Origin of the sequence: Clostridium boliviensis, assembly GCF_033342255.1 — a bacterium.
Classification (GTDB): Bacteria; Bacillota; Clostridia; order Lachnospirales; family Lachnospiraceae; genus Lacrimispora; species Lacrimispora boliviensis.
Genome location: NZ_JAWONS010000124.1, coordinates 75,622 through 91,538 on the forward strand (window position 1 = coordinate 75,622; position 15,917 = coordinate 91,538).

Below are 15,917 nucleotides of genomic sequence, written 5' to 3' on the forward strand. Positions count from 1 at the left end.
GTTTATGTTTTTGACTCAACTTTGAAGAGCCCATACACGTAATATTTTTACGTCTTAATATCTATCGCCCTTAGTTTGAACTATCTCCACCTTACCTAAAACTTTACATTGATAGTTTTAATCTTTAATTTTTAATTATCATTCTTTAATAATCAATAAGTCGACCATGATCATTCCATGCTCCATACATTTTACCATTTCTTGTATTGATAATAAGTTTATTAAGTCTTTTCTCAAATAACTCGGGGTTATTTTTGACTTGAATAATTGTATCTAGACGGATTTTCCTATATAACTCAGGAAAACTCATAAAATTGTTATAAGTATTTTCGTTTTCTCTCAGTCTATTTTCAATTGCCTCATCAATAATAAAATCTTTTTCGTAAAGGTCAGGCAATACATTTCTTCCATGTTCAGTCATAAGACCTAACTTTTCAAGTCGTATTGCTCGTTGTTTATTGAGTTCTGTCCATGAGCTTTTCTTACTTCTAGGCGAAATTCTCTGGAGCAGTTGATTATTAGTATGTTTTTTTTTAATTCCATCTATCCATCCAAAACAAATTGCTTCTTCAACAACATCTAAATATAATAAAGTTTCTGGCTTTGGAGTTATGCTGATAACTACCCAACAGTATTTTTCTAAGGAAGAGTTTAATAACAACCAACTTCTCAGCTCTTCTCTTTTAGTTAAACGAAGTAAATTTTCCATATTTATTTGCTCCCTTTCCACAATATTTCCGATCTACGTTTCGCTCGTACTGCCTATCTCAAGTAGGTTCCCCTCCGGATCGGCAACATAAAAGTTGCGGATGCCGAAAGAAAAGGTTATGGGCTCTCCAGTTGGAAATTGAACGCCCAACTTCAATAGTCGATCATATTCCGATCTACATCGGCAAAAAAGGGCAACCAAAGGGCAATTTCAAATGTCTGATTGATTCCTTTTGGAGGAATATAGCTCTCCCCAATTGCCTGCGCAAATGCTTTCCTGCTATACATCACAATAAACAGTCTTCATGTTTATCGATTATACGTTCTCATTTATTGTACTATAACTATTAAGTCTCTACAAGTATAAATAAAAAATCGTGTAATATACGTAAATGGTAAATAATTATATCTTGTTTGCTCCATAAAATTTTATTAAATTATTAATTCTATCATGACTTGGACTTGTGTCAATAATGTAGACACAAAAAGTTTAACATTTGCCTCACCCCCCTCAGGCAACTTCATGAGCCTCCTGGGGAGTCATATAATTTATTGCGCTATGAATCCTTTTTCTGTTGTACCAGGATTCAATATATTCAAATACTACTTTTTGGGCAGTATTGAAATCATAATATTTACGTCGATTTATTTCTTCCTTCTTTAATAATGAATGTAAAGACTCAATACAGGCATTATCGTAAGGATTACCTTTTCTACTGAAAGAATGAATCATGTGTTTGTTATCAAGATAGTCCTCAAATTTTTGACTAATATAATCGACTAAAGAAAAGGGATTACTCCCCTTCCCTCGTCTAAGAACCGTACGTGAGAGTTTCCCGCTCATACGGCTCAAGTAGTTTTTAACCTTTTCAGGCGGCATTTATTCTTTGAATCTTTAGTTTTCTGTCATTGTAGTATCCCTGGTCTAAGAAGGGATTTTTAGTAATCTGAAGATTCGGGTGTCGGGCGATGTGAATTGTTCGCAGATTAATCAGTTCATTTTCCTTAGTAGAGAATAGCCAAGGCTTGTTTCCCTTACCATGCCAGTATTTGTTGAGTCTCCACCAACTGGTTTTATTAGGGTGGCGGTGCTTTGCCCATCTTTGTAACAGTAAATATAAGGCATTGTTAACATTTGAAAACGTTTTGCTTGCAACTGTGTGTTTGTGATAATTAGTCCAGCCTCGTAGAACAAGATTTAGCCGGCGAATCATATCTGCTTGGGCGCTTGCCTTGCTTTCCTTGAGAACAATATCGGATAGTTTTCTTACCACTCGTTTTACAGAATCTTTCGAAGGTTTTACAATGAGCTTTTCTTTATATTTTCGAAAAGTCCAACCAAGAAAATCAAAGCCATTGTCAATGTGAGTGATTGCAGTTTTTTCTTCTGATAGTTGCAGACCACGAGACTGCAAGAAGTTACTCACCAGAAGCTTTAACTCTTCCGCAATCTCTTTCGAATCGGCAGTGATTATAAAGTCATCTGCATAACGAACTAGATTAACCTTCGTTTTTGCTCGATAGTGGTTTTCGATATTTCCCTTGGAATTTCGGTGGTATTTATCTTGTATCAGTTTTTCCAGACCGTCCAGTGTCATGTTTGCATAGATGCTTGATATGGCTCCGCCCTGTGGAGAGCCGGTTTGTGTCGGGAACAAGTTCCCTTGATATATAAAACCAGATTTAAGGAACTGACGCATAATTCTTTTGTCCATTGGAATGTTTGCAAGCAGCCATTCGTGATTGATGTTATCGAAACAACCTTTAATATCTCCTTCTATAATCCATTTCGGAGAGCACTTTCTTGCCAAAACGCAGAAGATTTGCTCACCCGCATCTTTGGCGCTCCTTCCTTTACGGAAGCCAAAGGAAACGGTATCGGCGGTGGTTTCAGCGATAGGTTCAAGCGCAAGGGCGTATAGTGTCTGCATTGCCCGGTCATACATTGTTGGAATTCCAAGAGGTCTTTTCTTCTTGCCGTTCTTCTTTTCGATGTAGACTCTTCGGAGTGGTTTTGCCCGGTATTGTTTATCGGTAAGTTGCAGTACCGCTTTCATTTTTGATGCTGATGTAGACCATAGCTTTTTATCTACACCGGGTGTTTTCTTACCTTGATTTGTTGTTACTTTTCTCACGGCATATACCTTTGCTGAGAAAGAGTGGGTTAATAAGTACTGTAATCTTTTGGCTCTATTTCTTTCGCCATCTGCTGTTGCCTTAGCAATTCGTAATTGTAGTCTATTAACATCATTTTCAATTTTGCACCAATTCATGGAATCCCATTGAAGTGCGAGTGCTTTTGTGTCTTTCAGTTTCTCGGTTTTACCCGTCGTTGAATTACTGGAATTCATAGATATACAATCCTTCCTGCCAAAAACTACCATAAGATAAGTCAGCACCCTTTCAGGTTAAGGCAAAGTTTGAACCTCTATCTGTTTTCATTACAAAATCAGCGTTCGCTTTTTATCTCTTTCTTCTGCCCTCTATGTCTTTTCGCTCCTTGCGGTTAGATACCCCATTGTGGGAACATATAGGGTTTACCAAGTTCCGCCTAATATATAATTGTGAATGCCTTAGAAGCCACCTTTAAACCGGGAGCACATTTTCCATTCGCATTGGCTAGCCAGTGGACCTTTGCACGGCTCCATACCTTTTGGTCAAAGCGTTTCAGCCTTTTCGCTTTCTCCAGCGTAACGATTCCTACAGTGATTCACTTTACGTTCTCCATAGCATTCTTACTCTAGTAGTTGTTCCGGTTTAGGCTACCAGAACTTCCTCATTGTCTCGCGAGCTTTCTAACCCGGACGTTACCGTCCACGCTAGTCGCGATAGAGTTACCCCGAATGGATAGGGTAGCATGATAGCAATATATTAAGCGACTTCTTGTCGCACCTGGCTTCCCATATCACTATGAAGAATTATATCTTTTGTCAGCTTGACGTTTAAGCATGCATTTTCTATTGACTTTACAGCTAGTTCAGCTGTCATGGAAGTATCATAGGCGTAACCAATGATTTTCCTACTGTGAAGATCCATGACTGATGCTAGATAAGTCCAGCCATCTTTCATTGTGTGGATATAAGTTATGTCTGCAACCCATTTTTGATTAATGCCAGTTGTACTAAAGTCCCTATCCAAGATGTTTTCCCTTTCATCAGGAGTTGTTTTCTCTGAATGATAGCGGAACTTCTTTACAACAATTGCAAGTATCAGTTTTTCAACATTGATGTAATCCATGTTACTCACCTTTACTCAGAGTAATCGCAGATGAACTTAAATTCACTAAATCCCTTTATATATCTGTATCCCCATAAAATATTAACATAATAAATATCCTCTTTCTTAGCGCCTGTTGCTACTTCTAATTCCTTAAGTTCATCCGGTTGCATTGCTGCTTTCAATCTAACTGATAATTATACCCTATCTCTAATGATACTGCTGTATGAGCCATACTACAAAAATCAAGCCCACAGACAGTACTTAAAAAACAGCTAATATTATTAATTACTGTTTTCATCAGCGAGTTGCTTTATTTTATCAAAAAACAATTGCTTACCCTCCGTGTATTTTTTCCTGTCATTGGAATACATTGCGAAAAGTTCTTGTTTTAATAATTCATATTCATTTGCGTATTTCGGATGTAAACAGATAAAATTTCTAAACTTTATTTGATCAAAATATTGCTCAATGGTTAGTTCATCATAACAATGTATATGTTGTAAAGAGACCTCACCCTCACCTCGTAAAATAAAAAGATGATGTTCTCCAGTTGCAACTTCACCAAAATACTCATATCCGTTTTTCTTCAGTGTTACAAATATTTGCAGATTATGATGTCAAATTTTCACCTTTTCATATTTTCAATAATACACTATAAGCCATAAAAACGGCAAAAAGAATATTGCAAATTCCCATCACTGAAAAAATGCCTTTCAACTTCTGTCCCTGATTTACCAAATGTCCCTTCTTAAGTGAAAATTATAACCACAAGCAGTCATATCTGTTGCATAAAATTTAAGCGAGAGTAGAGCTCTTGAACGCCATTTATGCGTTCACCTTGCAGAGGTATATCCCCCCCTTTTCCCTATCTCTAAAAGCACTTTGGAAAGATTTTGCCTTTAGCTATCCTGTGTCATCCGTGGAAGAGCCCAAAAAACGAGGCTAAAAATCGCATTTTTCAGCCCCTTTTTTTTGCTCATTTTTTGCTCAAAAACCACAACATCTTGGGGTCTAACCTCTATTTTTCTTATCCAAACCACAATACGTCATCATTATCACCGCTTCAACATGCGTCGTATAAGAAAACATATCTACCGGTGCCTTAAATGAAATCATTAGTTCAAGGACAAAAAAGGCACATTTTCAAAACTGAAAACGTACCTTTTATGCCCTTGATTCATCAAGTGTCCCGTCTCTATAAAGTTATAATTTAAGCCACAGGCTTAGATGCCTGTGGCTTATTGTTTAAGTGGAGATAGTGGGATTCGAACCCATGACCTCTTGAATGCCATTCAAGCGCTCTCCCAGCTGAGCTATACCCCCATATGGTCGAAAACCCTTTATTTATCTGGGTTTCCAGCATTTTACTTTTTTAAATCTACTTCTTCTTCAAGGGGTCGTTTACCGGACATCTCGCGCTCCCAGCTGAGCTATACCCCCATGACGGCTATTATAGCAAAGAGTAAAAAAATTTGCAACTAGATATTGCATTTAATAAAAAAAATGTTATAATACATTCAGAACAACTGCATACAGATGTCTTCAGGGCAGGGTGAAATTCCCGACCGGCGGTAAAGTCCGCGAGCGCTCAGAGCGCAGAATTGGTTTGATTCCAATACCGACAGTAAAGTCTGGATGAAAGAAGATGTGTTAAATATGATAATACACCTGTCTATTTTTAACACCTGAAAGACACTCTTTCAGGTGTTACTTATTTTTCAGGAGGTCTGTATCATGAATATGAGCAGAAAAGCAAACAAACTAACAGTAATGGCAATGCTGTGTGCATTGGCATTCGTAGCCGTGGTGGCAATCCGGATCCCGCTAATCCCTATCGTTCCGTTTTTGGAATATGAACCCAAAGATGTGATTATCATGACCGGTGGCTTTCTATTTGGTCCCATGTCCGCAGCTCTGATCTCCATCATTGTCTCTTTCATTGAAATGATTACAATCAGCAGCACTGGAATCATCGGACTTATTATGAACATCCTATCAACCGTGGCCTTTGTCTGTCCTGCTGCCTACCTTTATAAGAAACACCACTCCATGAAGGGTGCCTTTATTGGTATGGTTGCCGGTACTCTTCTTATGACACTGATTATGGTACTGTGGAACTATTTTATCACTCCGATTTACATGGGATATCCCAGAGAGGCGGTAGCTGAGCTTCTGCTTCCTGCATTTGTCCCTTTTAATCTGCTGAAAGGCGGAATTAATACAGCACTTACATTGCTGATTTATAAACCGCTGGTTACTACTCTCAGAAAATCCAATCTGATAAGCTTTACTGATACTGCTTCAGAAAAGAAGCGTATGTTTAAAATGGGAACCACCCTTGTTGCTGCGGTCGTTTTAATTACCTGCGTTATGGCTGTTATGGTAATGAGAGGCGCAATGTAAAGCTATGAATTCCAAAAGGTCCACCCCAAGGGGCAGGACCTTTTATTTTTCATTATCTGCTAAATTCTTTCCACCGTTTAATACTGTCAATGGGAAATGAATACTCCGGTGTCGCAACAGTATCCTTAATCTCATTGCTGTAATACCAGGGATCTGCATCATGAAGAGGGTTGTTCAGTACGTGAAACTCCTGCGCAGGCATATATCCCTGGGCCAGCAAAAAGCAGCGGTTCCCGAACTCATCTTCTGCCACGTCGACTACCATAATACAATGGCCGGGACTTCCTCCCCGAATCAATAAATCACCTGCCAGTACCTGGCTTAAATCAACGGCCGTACACTCTTTTTCCAAAGAAAGTGTCCCTGCATATACCATGACCTGCCGTAAATATTTCAAAAAGCTTTCATTACTATCGTCATAAGCAGCCTTCTTCACCCATGATACATGATTGTTATCCACCAAAAGGCGCTTTCCTGCCCTCCATGAGGGATAATCCATTAAAAAACCGTTGGTTAAGTGAAATGCTATCGCATCATAGGCTCTCACAGACCACAAATATTCTCCGTACATCCGTATGACGCTGTCCGCACATTGCTGTAAATCTCCCGCCACCAGTGGCATGGCAAATACGGCAGCGTGGACATCCTGGCGTTCTTTTTCCTTACCGTTATATAAAAGAACGGGACTTTTGTCCGGCTTCATGGGATACTGTCTTAAATACCCCTGTAAGCTTCCGGCGGGTTTCTCCAGCCTTTTGTAACCGGCAGGAAGCAGGAAACGGTTCTCCAGTATTGAACCGTCGGGATCCATAAGGGCAGCCTTACCACCAGCGGAATCTTTTTCAGCCGAGGAACTCTCTTTTGAGCCATCATCCAGCGAGACGATGGAAATGTCCGGCTGTGGTGCAGGAGCAAGAGCAACCGGCTGCTCGTTTAAAACAATTCCGGTATGACCTGACTGTACCCAGACAGCTGATATACAAAGTATCGCCCCTGCTATAAAAAAACTGATGGTTCGCTTCATAATAAGACCCCCTGCTTACTGGTAATGTTTCCCAGACTCTTTTTTAACATTGTAGCATAGTCTGTTTTTGTTTACCAGAAGGAATCTCAACCCTTTACTGCTCCTGCTGTCATTCCACCCATAAACTGCTTACTTGCCGCAATGTATACAATGATAATGGGGACAATGGCAATGGCAGAGCCTGCAAACAGAATATTCCAGGCTGCTGCCCCGTCTCCTGCATTCTGGAGTGCTACAACTCCTACAGTCAGCGGACGAAGCTTCTCATTGGTCATGGTAAAGATTAATGGAAGAATGTATTCGTTCCAGCCGCCGCGGAAGGATAACAGGGCAACACTTGCCAAAGCGGGTTTTAGCACGGGAAGAATGACTTTGCTGTAGATTCCGAAAAAGCTGCAGCCGTCTATCTTTGCTGCTTCATCCATCTCCTTTGGGATGCTGTTCATAAAGCCATGGATCAGGAATACATATGTAGCCTGACCGCCTCCTGCCGAAATCAGTATGATGGAGATCAGCGAACGGTTCATATGCATTTTTACAGCCAGCTCAAACAGAGGTCGAAGCGCCACGCTTCCCACATTTATGAACATGAACATTACCATGGAGTTATAGATCAAACTTTTAAAACGGAACTCTTTTCTGGAGAATACATAGCCTGCCATACTGCTCACAGTGAGGGAAACCGCCATGACTCCAAAGCTGATGATCAGACTGTTTAAGGTATATCTGGAGAAATTTGCCATTTCCCATGCCTGAATATAGTTATCCAGAACAAACTTCTGGGGAAGCAGATTTACGCCGCCCCGAACCAGCTCATTGTTTGTTTTAAAGGAACCAAATAAGATATATATTACCGGGTAAACAGTAAAAAATGCCAGCGTTGCAAGAAGAAGAAAAATAGCTGCATTTATTAATTTGGTTTTACGGGATTCTACAGAATGCCCTTTTGTTTCTTTTGCCATTATTTTTCTACCTCCTATGAAATCTCATCCATTTTTCTGCTGATCTTTAAATATACAATCGTAATTAATCCCACAATAAGTGCTGAAATAATGCTGAGGACGGAGCCATATCCGATCTGAAGCTGGGTCGCTGCTCTTGAGGTACCAAATACCATCTGGAAAATATAGGAGAACATAACATGGGTCCGGTTGTTGGGACCGCCTGCCGTCAATACCAGGATGGACTCGTAATCTTTAAATGCGGTGGTGATTGCCAGCATTATTACAACTTTCAACACAGGACCCAGCATGGGAAGGGTTATCTTGAAGAAAGTCTGAATGCCGTTTGCACCGTCTATCTGTGCACTTTCATAAACATCGGAGGGGATTCCTGCCAATCCGGAAATCAGAAGAATCATGTAATTTCCAAAACCACCCCAGACTGCCACAATGACAACTGCCGCCATGGCTGTCTTGCTGCTTCCCAGCCAGTCTATTGGCTGATTTATGACTCCGATGACCTGAAGAAATGCATTTAAAACACCATTATAAGTAGCAAAGATAAAATACCAGATCAGACTGTATACCGCGGAACTGATGACCGTGGGAAGAAAGTAAATACCCTGGATCAGGCCGCTTCCAAACCGTCTTTTCTGCAACATTACCGCAGTCACCAATGACAGAGGTAACAGAAACAGAAGCTTTAATATGGCATATTCGAAGGTGTGAAGAACGCTTTTCCAGTATATCCCATCTCCAGCCATACGTTTGAAGTTTTCAAATCCTACAAAATATGCTTTAAAACCATTGTAATCATAAAAAACATACCGGATCAGCCATGTAAATGGATACACCGACATTACCAGGATAAAAAAGATGGTGGGAACCAGCATCAGCCACATGGGAATATCTCCATGATCCCAGCTCTTTTTTAACCGATGTCCAAAAGAATCGTTTGAATTCATTTCCTTCACTCCTTATTATTAATCTATAATCATTTGCCCCACTCCTGCTCACCCGGTGAAAGAAAAGCTGCTGCAAGACAACAGTTCTGTTTGCAGCAGCCGTAATACCATTTTACTTATCCAGATATTCCACTGTGCCTGCGCCTGGATGAAGAGGATCATAATCCTTTATAACCACACGTTTTGTCTTGCCCATTTTCACTTCTTTCTCCAGAGCATCGTTGTAGGTCTGATTTAACTTTGCAATGGTGTCGTCAATGGAAGGTCCTTCCGGCAGACATGCATTCCAGAGCGCATCTCTGTAATTTTCTCCGTCAGGAGTTACAGATGGAACAACCGGGTATACTGCTTCATAATCAGCGCCTGCAAAATCAGCCATTCTTCCGACTTTGCTCTTATCAATCTTGTCTTCCATATATTTGGAGATTGGCAGGGAATAACCACCTTCTAAATAGCCCTTTAATACACTTTCTGAACCAAAGTACTCGATAACTTCCCAGGCTTCCTTCGGGTGCTCTGTTAATGCACTCATCATCCAGCCGGTATTTGGAGAACATGCTTCCGCACCTTTAATTTCGCCATCCAGTGTTGGAAGCTGTGCAACGCCCCACTGAATTTTAGCTGGGAACTGCTCGGTAAACACGGTTGCTTCCTGAGATGCATTGCCATGAATTGCTGCATGTCCTTCTGCGAACTGCACACGTGCCGGATCGATTTTCATGGAAGCAGAACCAGGGAATACGCTTCCGTCTTCAAACATCTTACGTACAGTTTCAAGGTATGGCTTGAATCCGGTAAAGTCGAATTTTCCTTCTTTATAATTATACAGTGTTACTCCGCTCATTTCTGCGGAATGCTCTAACCATCTTTCAAAAGGACCGCTGGCTCCCGGAAAAATAATTCCGTAATAATCTCCGGCTCCTGCCTCTGCGATCTTCTTTGCTAACTCCGGAAGGTCACTTACTTTATTCGGAACTTCAAGTCCCAGTTTATCAAAGATATCTTTGTTATAAATCAGTCTGGAACCGCTTCTTTTTCCGCCTGGCACCCAGTATATTTTATCTCCGATTACATTGCAGCCTTCGTATAAGTTCTCATCCACTTCGTTTACTTTTTTAAATTCATCAGTCAGATAATCATTGATTGGCTGAATGATTCCGTTATCTGCAAAGTTCTTGAAATCATCACCGCTAATCTGAGAGAAGATATCCGGTGACTGTCCGGAATTTGCTGCCATAGAAAGTAAATTTTCATAATTCTCTGTCTGAACAACATAATCAAGCACAATATGGTCGTTGGTTTTATTGAACTCATCCACCACCTTGTTCATGTACTCCAGATCATGACGGTTATCTGTCCAGATAGTGATTTTTACCTTATCTGATGAAGCTGAATCTTTTTTTGTTTCTCCCCCTGAAGCGGTTGTCTTCTCTTCGCCTCCTGCTGCCGCAGTGCTTTGCTCTGCACTTTTTGCCCCACATCCGGATAATGCCGATGCTGCCATCATACATGCCATCCCCATTGCTGCAAGTCGTCTTGTTTTTCTCATAGTTTCTGCTCCCTTCATTTTGTTTGCTTTTACCTTCTTGTTGGTGATGTGCTTATATAATAAAACATTTTATCTAATCCAAACACCACTTTTTCTACTATGAATGTAACATTTTTTTCGAAATATTTTATCGCAGTCCATTCGCCTTGATTTTCATTATGCACAATGCTATAATTGGCTTGCTTCTCAATACTAACTAAGGAAAGGATACCGTTATGAGCCCAATATCCATGATTACATTACTGATTGTAGACGATGAAGCGGAGATCCGTTCCGGGCTTCGTTCCATTATACCCTGGGAAGATTATTCTATCACTTTGATTGGTACCGCTGCCAATGGTGCGGAAGCTTTAGATAAAATCCGCTATTATGAGCCGGACATTGTTATTACCGATATTCAGATGCCGGGAATGAGCGGCCTTGAGCTGGTACGGCGTGCCAGAGAAGAACAGTTTGACTGTTCTTTTGTTATATTAACCGGTTATGACGAATTTGAATATGCAAGAACTGCGATCCGGTACGGAGTACGGGAATATTTGCTGAAGCCCATTTCCATAAAGGACCTGACCGAACTGATCCAGAATTTAAAAGAAGATATCTTAAGTAAACGTGATTATCACAGCGACCAGCTTTCTACACTGAGAAAGCTGCGCAAAGCACAGGTTTCCCTTCGAAAGCAGAACTTAATCCCCCAGCTTCTGCGGGGAGAACTCTCTGCTGCGGAACTTCAGAAAGTAATACAGGATTACAATCTGCCCATACAGGATAAGGAAAGCTGCGCTGTTTTAATCCAGGCGTTTTCTACATTTCAGTATACGGAAGAGACTACTGAACTGTCCAATACCCTTGTTCCCCTGCGGGAGGCTCTGGAGGAAGAATTAAATGGTCTGCCTGCACTGATTTCCGATTATCCTCCTGCCGGTCTTGTGTTCGTAGTGAACCTGCCGTTTCAGTCAGACCAATGGTCCACACTGCGGGAGATGCTGGAACATCACATTCAGATAACCAATACAGATGGACCCGCCTGTGTTACTGCCGCCATCGGAAAACCTGTTTCTTCTCTCTGCTCCATTGCTGCCTCTTTCCAGGAATCCAGGCAGATTATCACCTGGCATATCTATCCTGAAACTGGTCCGGTCCTGGATTCTTCCGTTCTGGATCCCCGGCAGCCTTCCGTGATCATGCCTGGAGATGATCTTCTGGAAGCTGTCTTAAAGGATGACAGGGAAGGCATACAGACCTGCTTTCAACTTTATTTAGATAAGCTGACCGCATCTGTTCTTCCTCCGCCATCTTATCTGTACAGCATGTGTAATTATGTAATTATCACATTGCAGAGCCAGTTGTCCCGTTACTTAGAAGGACCTCCTAAAAGCTATACCGGCAATTCCTTTGCTGCATTACAGAGTTTAAACTCTCTGGAAGACATTAAGAGCTTTATGGTAAAGATCCTTTCCGGATTTGCAGAAGAGCTTGCGGTCAGTCAGGCAGCTAAGAATGATCCACTGATTCAGAAAGCACTTGATTATATTAATAAAAACCTTTTAAAGAATCCCCGGACCGAAGATGTATGCAGCTATCTGGGGCTTAGTAAAAGCTATTTCAGCACTTATTTTAAAAATAAAACACAGCTGAATTTTCGTGACTATACCCTGGATTTAAAAATTAACTATGCGCAGGAGCAGCTGAAGTTTCAGGAACATACCTCGGGGGAAGTCTCACTGTCACTTGGTTATGAAGATTACCGTTCCTTCAGCCGGGCCTTTAAAGCAAGGACCGGGCTCACCCCCTCTGAATACCAGAAACAGTTTGCTGCCGGCGAAAGGAGCAGTTCATAATGAAATGGTTCGCAAATCTAAAATTTCGTTATCAGCTTGTGACCGGAATGATTTTCATCACATCAGCTGCCCTTTTTCTGATCGGTCAGCTGTCCTATTCCTATTTTTACCATCGCAATACCAATGAAGTCCTAAGAAGAGCCGGCAGTTCTGTGAATATGGCGGGAGATTCCCTTTCCTCCCAGTTTAATTCACTCTCAGCGGCTACTAATCATCTGCTGGTAAAAGACCCATTTCCCCAGATGATTGCAGACATCAACAACTATAAATTTACTGGATATGCCAGGTATTTCACCTCAGCTACAGCCGTTACAGATTCATTCCTTCAAAATCATGATCTTGTAAACAGTGTACTGGTCTGCGGGGATGATCATATTATGTTCAGCCCTTCTTCCCTTGGAATCAGCAGACACTTTGACCAGCTTCTCCCTGAGGATATCTGGCACTATCCCCGTATCACGGTTCTGCCTTCCCGGTATAGCAGCGTGTTCGGCAAAGAAGGGGTTATTCCTATTTCTTACCCGGTATCCAGCATTCTTTCTTCAAAGCATCTGGCTTATCAGGATATCCCCAACTGCCGGAAAGTGCGGTTCATTCTGCTGATTGATACCGATCAGATCCGGGATTATTTCAAGCGGATGTCCAACCGTTACACTTACTGCATGTACCTGGCAGATGAGAACGGACAGCCTTTGGATATTATCAAAAAAGATTATCCGGATGCATTTCTTCCCCAGATCTGCAAGTGGATTGCAGATGGCTCTCCTGGGCAGGAGGGAACGGTGAAAACGGAAAATGAAGATCTGTTCCTGACTATGGACCGCATTAAATTTTGTAATTTAAATGTAGTCCACATGACAAAAAAATCAGCTCTTACCGGAGATATAAAGGAACTTCGCTCTTTTTTTATTCTGGTGTGGATTGCCTGTTTCCTCGCAGCTGTTTTACTCAGCCTGGCTCTGTCCGGTCTTCTTACCAGAAATTTAAGGGTGCTTGGAACTATAATCCGAAGCATCAACGACAAAACCTATACAAAGCGGAGGGAATTTAATCATACAGACGAAATCAGTCTTTTAGGAGTCCAGTTAAACCAGATGTACGATACCATTCATCTGCAGCTTATACAGATTAAGGATGAGGAACAAAAAAAGGCAATGGCAGAAATACAGATGATGTCGGAGCAGATCAATCCTCATTTTCTATATAATACACTGGAATGCATTCATTTTCAGATATTAAATGGTCATTCGGAAACCGCCGAGGGGATGCTTGAAAGTCTGGGGAAATATTTAAGGACTACACTGAGTTTTGGTAAAACACTGATTTCTGTAGAAAAAGAAATAGAACACGTGACCTCGTACATGGAAATCATGAACCGTCATTCTTCTGATGGGATTTTGATGGAAACAAAGATTGATCCCCAGTTAAAAGACTGCAAAATCATGAAAATTCTTCTGCAGCCGCTTGCAGAAAACTGCATACGTCACGGCTTTGAAGGTTTCATAAGCGGTTTTGAGCCTGTACCGCCCAGGATTGATATTGTGATATCATCAACGGAAAATAACCAGATCAGAATAGAAGTAACCGACAATGGTAAGGGAATTGATATTGAAGTGGCAAATGCCTGCATTACGGAAAACTCTCCAGAGTCTCAAAAGCACTTTGGACTGTCCAATATACAAAAGAGATTAAAAGCGTGCTATGGGGATTCTTTTCATATATCATTTATAAGCATCCCTTATTTAAAGAACAGTGTTATTATTGAACTTTCTAAAGATATATAGAAACCGGGTCAGTGTGGTTTTTCCATACTGATCCGGTTTTGGTTTGTAATGGATTAAACTTAAGCTGGACCGGTCAGGTTCCTGACAGACCGATTCCTATACCCAAGCATTGAGGATAAAGCCCCCAGCATGCCGGTACACAGAAACATGACTGCCATTCCGCTTCCAGGTCCTCTTCCCACAATGCTTTGTAAAAAAACAGCTGCTGCGTGATGAGATACCATAAATGGTTCAAAAACAGAGTCAGCCAGATATCCGCCAAGCAAAAGACCGATGGGAATAGTGGAATTCTGGATTCCATTGCGAATTGCAAAAATTCTTCCCTGAATGTTCTCCGGAACAATCCGGTACAGTAATATACTCTGACCCGCCATGACAAAAGGAATGGGGAAGCTTGCAAAGATACCTGCTGCAGACCAGGCGAAAACATTTCTTCCTGCTCCCATCAGCAGATCACCGAGCAAAAATGAAATTCCTGCCGAGATATAAATCATCTTTCTGGGATTTTTTGTTCTTTTGCCTGCCGCAACAGCAATTCCACCCGCAATCCCGCCTGCGCCCAGCATACTGTTCACCAACCCAAAAGTTCCTGTATCTCCTCCGCTTCTTGCTAAAATCATAGGAGAAAGGATATTCTTATAATGATACTGCCATTGCTGATTTAGACTGTTCATAAGCCCATATTGTCAAAGCAAATGAAGTCATAGAGCTGCCCAGCTGAGATACCGCCTGACCCAGCGTTAATTACCTATAAGTACAAAATCCAATGAGGACGAGATTAATTAAATGATACTGCTCTGTACAAGCCTCGTCCATTCATCAGACCTTGTACAGAGAAAAACGCTCAAATCAATTGATTGGTTTCCCATAATTTTATTCCCTCATACCAGTTTTCAGTAATTGGTTCATTTATTATTGTAACATGTGATATATTGTTTGAGAAGCATAGAAAATAACAAATATGCTGCACATTCTAATGCCCCCATCCCACTTAGATAAAGGGACGGGAGCATTTTGGAGAATTAAATCAAAATCAGATTACTCTTACAAGTGTCATATACGTGCTTGCACCGCCCAGAAGAGTCGCTGCTCCCAGCAGACCAAATAATTGCAGGGAAATTGTATCGCCTGCAGTTAACGGTACAATAAATGTTGTCTCCAGGTTATCTGCAGCAACAGTCGGTGTAATAACAGATGCTGCTATGGGTGCTCCGTTTTGTGTGATTTGTGAGGATACCAGTAATGCTGTTGTTGTTGTGACAGCATAGCTAACCAGGTATTCGCCTGATGATGGTACAGTAAATATAGTATTGGTTCCATCTACAGTAAACGTATTTAAATTCTGGTTATCCGGCAGTGGTATATCGGTTCCTCCTAATACAACTGCTATGACTGCTGCGGTTGTATTGGCTGCTGACATACTGTCACTCGTTACGGTCGTTCCGGTTGCTCCTGTGGGACCGGTGTCTCCTGTTGGACCCGTGAG

16 protein-coding genes, 1 tRNA gene and 1 riboswitch are annotated in these 15,917 nt (G+C 41.3%); of the genes, 3 read left to right on the top strand and 14 right to left on the bottom strand.

The features are described 5' to 3' along the window. Positions 1 to 145: 145 nt before the first annotated feature. The 8 genes from RZO55_RS08755 to RZO55_RS08785 all read right to left on the bottom strand — a co-directional run bounded on the left by RZO55_RS08755 (position 146) and on the right by RZO55_RS08785 (position 5,250). Entirely contained in the window at positions 146 to 709 is a 564-nt protein-coding gene (locus RZO55_RS08755) for a YdeI/OmpD-associated family protein (RefSeq protein WP_318063898.1), read from the bottom strand. Between the two features lie 152 nt (positions 710 to 861). Next, positions 862 to 996: a hypothetical protein gene (locus RZO55_RS08760; protein WP_318063899.1), complete on the bottom strand. Its 135-nt coding sequence runs from the start codon at positions 994 to 996 to the stop codon at positions 862 to 864. A gap of 223 nt (positions 997 to 1,219) precedes the next feature. Next, on the bottom strand, positions 1,220 to 1,552 hold the full coding sequence (locus RZO55_RS26030; RefSeq protein WP_439100034.1) for an integrase core domain-containing protein: 333 nt from the start codon (positions 1,550 to 1,552) through the stop codon (positions 1,220 to 1,222). Positions 1,553 to 1,577: 25 nt separating this feature from the next. Next, on the bottom strand, positions 1,578 to 3,059 hold the full coding sequence (gene ltrA / locus RZO55_RS08770) for a group II intron reverse transcriptase/maturase (protein WP_318063900.1): 1,482 nt from the start codon (positions 3,057 to 3,059) through the stop codon (positions 1,578 to 1,580). Between the two features lie 520 nt (positions 3,060 to 3,579). Further along, positions 3,580 to 3,945: a DDE-type integrase/transposase/recombinase gene (locus RZO55_RS08775; protein WP_439100035.1), complete on the bottom strand. Its 366-nt coding sequence runs from the start codon at positions 3,943 to 3,945 to the stop codon at positions 3,580 to 3,582. Positions 3,946 to 3,956: 11 nt separating this feature from the next. Further along, the gene (locus RZO55_RS08780) at positions 3,957 to 4,109 is read right to left on the bottom strand and encodes a hypothetical protein (protein ID WP_318063901.1); all 153 of its coding nucleotides are present in this window, start codon (positions 4,107 to 4,109) and stop codon (positions 3,957 to 3,959) included. Positions 4,110 to 4,208: 99 nt separating this feature from the next. Then, a complete protein-coding gene (locus RZO55_RS25875; RefSeq protein ID WP_369293202.1) occupies positions 4,209 to 4,535 on the bottom strand; it encodes a GrpB family protein in 327 nt (108 codons plus the stop codon). Positions 4,536 to 5,177: 642 nt separating this feature from the next. Further along, positions 5,178 to 5,250, bottom strand: a tRNA-Ala gene (locus RZO55_RS08785). A gap of 211 nt (positions 5,251 to 5,461) precedes the next feature. Beyond that, positions 5,462 to 5,578: riboswitch (FMN riboswitch) on the top strand. Positions 5,579 to 5,661: 83 nt separating this feature from the next. Here RZO55_RS08785 and RZO55_RS08790 point away from each other — a divergent pair. Next, positions 5,662 to 6,330, top strand: coding sequence for an ECF transporter S component (locus RZO55_RS08790; protein WP_318063902.1), 669 nt, complete (start codon positions 5,662 to 5,664; stop codon positions 6,328 to 6,330). Between the two features lie 52 nt (positions 6,331 to 6,382). Here the strand turns inward: RZO55_RS08790 and RZO55_RS08795 are convergent, their stop codons facing one another. From RZO55_RS08795 to RZO55_RS08810, 4 genes are all read right to left on the bottom strand, one after another. Then, positions 6,383 to 7,354: a DUF4846 domain-containing protein gene (locus RZO55_RS08795; protein ID WP_318063903.1), complete on the bottom strand. Its 972-nt coding sequence runs from the start codon at positions 7,352 to 7,354 to the stop codon at positions 6,383 to 6,385. Between the two features lie 86 nt (positions 7,355 to 7,440). Beyond that, positions 7,441 to 8,316 carry a carbohydrate ABC transporter permease gene (locus tag RZO55_RS08800; RefSeq protein ID WP_318063904.1) on the bottom strand — a complete coding sequence of 292 codons (876 nt, stop codon included), beginning with the start codon at positions 8,314 to 8,316 and terminating at the stop codon, positions 7,441 to 7,443. Positions 8,317 to 8,330: 14 nt separating this feature from the next. Beyond that, entirely contained in the window at positions 8,331 to 9,260 is a 930-nt protein-coding gene (locus tag RZO55_RS08805) for a carbohydrate ABC transporter permease (RefSeq protein ID WP_318063905.1), read from the bottom strand. 112 nt (positions 9,261 to 9,372) lie between these two features. Next, entirely contained in the window at positions 9,373 to 10,809 is a 1,437-nt protein-coding gene (locus RZO55_RS08810) for an ABC transporter substrate-binding protein (protein ID WP_318063906.1), read from the bottom strand. Positions 10,810 to 11,039: 230 nt separating this feature from the next. Between RZO55_RS08810 and RZO55_RS08815 the strand changes: the two genes are divergently transcribed. Together RZO55_RS08815 and RZO55_RS08820 are read left to right on the top strand one after the other, a co-directional pair. Further along, positions 11,040 to 12,647 carry a response regulator transcription factor gene (locus RZO55_RS08815; protein WP_318063907.1) on the top strand — a complete coding sequence of 536 codons (1,608 nt, stop codon included), beginning with the start codon at positions 11,040 to 11,042 and terminating at the stop codon, positions 12,645 to 12,647. Further along, a complete protein-coding gene (locus RZO55_RS08820; protein WP_318063908.1) occupies positions 12,647 to 14,431 on the top strand; it encodes a sensor histidine kinase in 1,785 nt (594 codons plus the stop codon). The genes RZO55_RS08815 and RZO55_RS08820 overlap by 1 nt, the downstream gene beginning before the upstream one ends. A gap of 59 nt (positions 14,432 to 14,490) precedes the next feature. Here RZO55_RS08820 and RZO55_RS08825 read toward each other — a convergent pair whose 3' ends face one another. Continuing rightward, the gene (locus tag RZO55_RS08825; RefSeq protein ID WP_318063909.1) at positions 14,491 to 15,105 is read right to left on the bottom strand and encodes an MFS transporter; all 615 of its coding nucleotides are present in this window, start codon (positions 15,103 to 15,105) and stop codon (positions 14,491 to 14,493) included. Between the two features lie 359 nt (positions 15,106 to 15,464). Beyond that, the coding region (locus tag RZO55_RS08830; RefSeq protein WP_439100036.1) for a BclA C-terminal domain-containing protein at positions 15,465 to 15,917 on the bottom strand (453 nt) is incomplete at its 5' end.

Excerpts from the sequence above, each read along its gene's own strand:
- RZO55_RS08810 (WP_318063906.1), bottom strand. The coding sequence starts at position 10,809 with ATGAGAAAAACAAGACGACTTGCAGCAATGGGGATGGCATGTATGATG.
- RZO55_RS08790 (WP_318063902.1), top strand. The coding sequence starts at position 5,662 with ATGAATATGAGCAGAAAAGCAAACAAACTAACAGTAATGGCAATGCTG.
- RZO55_RS08760 (WP_318063899.1), bottom strand. The coding sequence starts at position 996 with ATGTATAGCAGGAAAGCATTTGCGCAGGCAATTGGGGAGAGCTATATT.
- RZO55_RS26030 (WP_439100034.1), bottom strand. The coding sequence starts at position 1,552 with ATGAGCGGGAAACTCTCACGTACGGTTCTTAGACGAGGGAAGGGGAGT.
- RZO55_RS08820 (WP_318063908.1), top strand. The coding sequence starts at position 12,647 with ATGAAATGGTTCGCAAATCTAAAATTTCGTTATCAGCTTGTGACCGGA.
- RZO55_RS08795 (WP_318063903.1), bottom strand. The coding sequence starts at position 7,354 with ATGAAGCGAACCATCAGTTTTTTTATAGCAGGGGCGATACTTTGTATA.
- RZO55_RS08755 (WP_318063898.1), bottom strand. The coding sequence starts at position 709 with ATGGAAAATTTACTTCGTTTAACTAAAAGAGAAGAGCTGAGAAGTTGG.
- ltrA (WP_318063900.1), bottom strand. The coding sequence starts at position 3,059 with ATGAATTCCAGTAATTCAACGACGGGTAAAACCGAGAAACTGAAAGAC.
- RZO55_RS08805 (WP_318063905.1), bottom strand. The coding sequence starts at position 9,260 with ATGAATTCAAACGATTCTTTTGGACATCGGTTAAAAAAGAGCTGGGAT.
- RZO55_RS08800 (WP_318063904.1), bottom strand. The coding sequence starts at position 8,316 with ATGGCAAAAGAAACAAAAGGGCATTCTGTAGAATCCCGTAAAACCAAA.
- RZO55_RS08815 (WP_318063907.1), top strand. The coding sequence starts at position 11,040 with ATGATTACATTACTGATTGTAGACGATGAAGCGGAGATCCGTTCCGGG.
- RZO55_RS08825 (WP_318063909.1), bottom strand. The coding sequence starts at position 15,105 with ATGAACAGTCTAAATCAGCAATGGCAGTATCATTATAAGAATATCCTT.
- RZO55_RS08775 (WP_439100035.1), bottom strand. The coding sequence starts at position 3,945 with ATGGATTACATCAATGTTGAAAAACTGATACTTGCAATTGTTGTAAAG.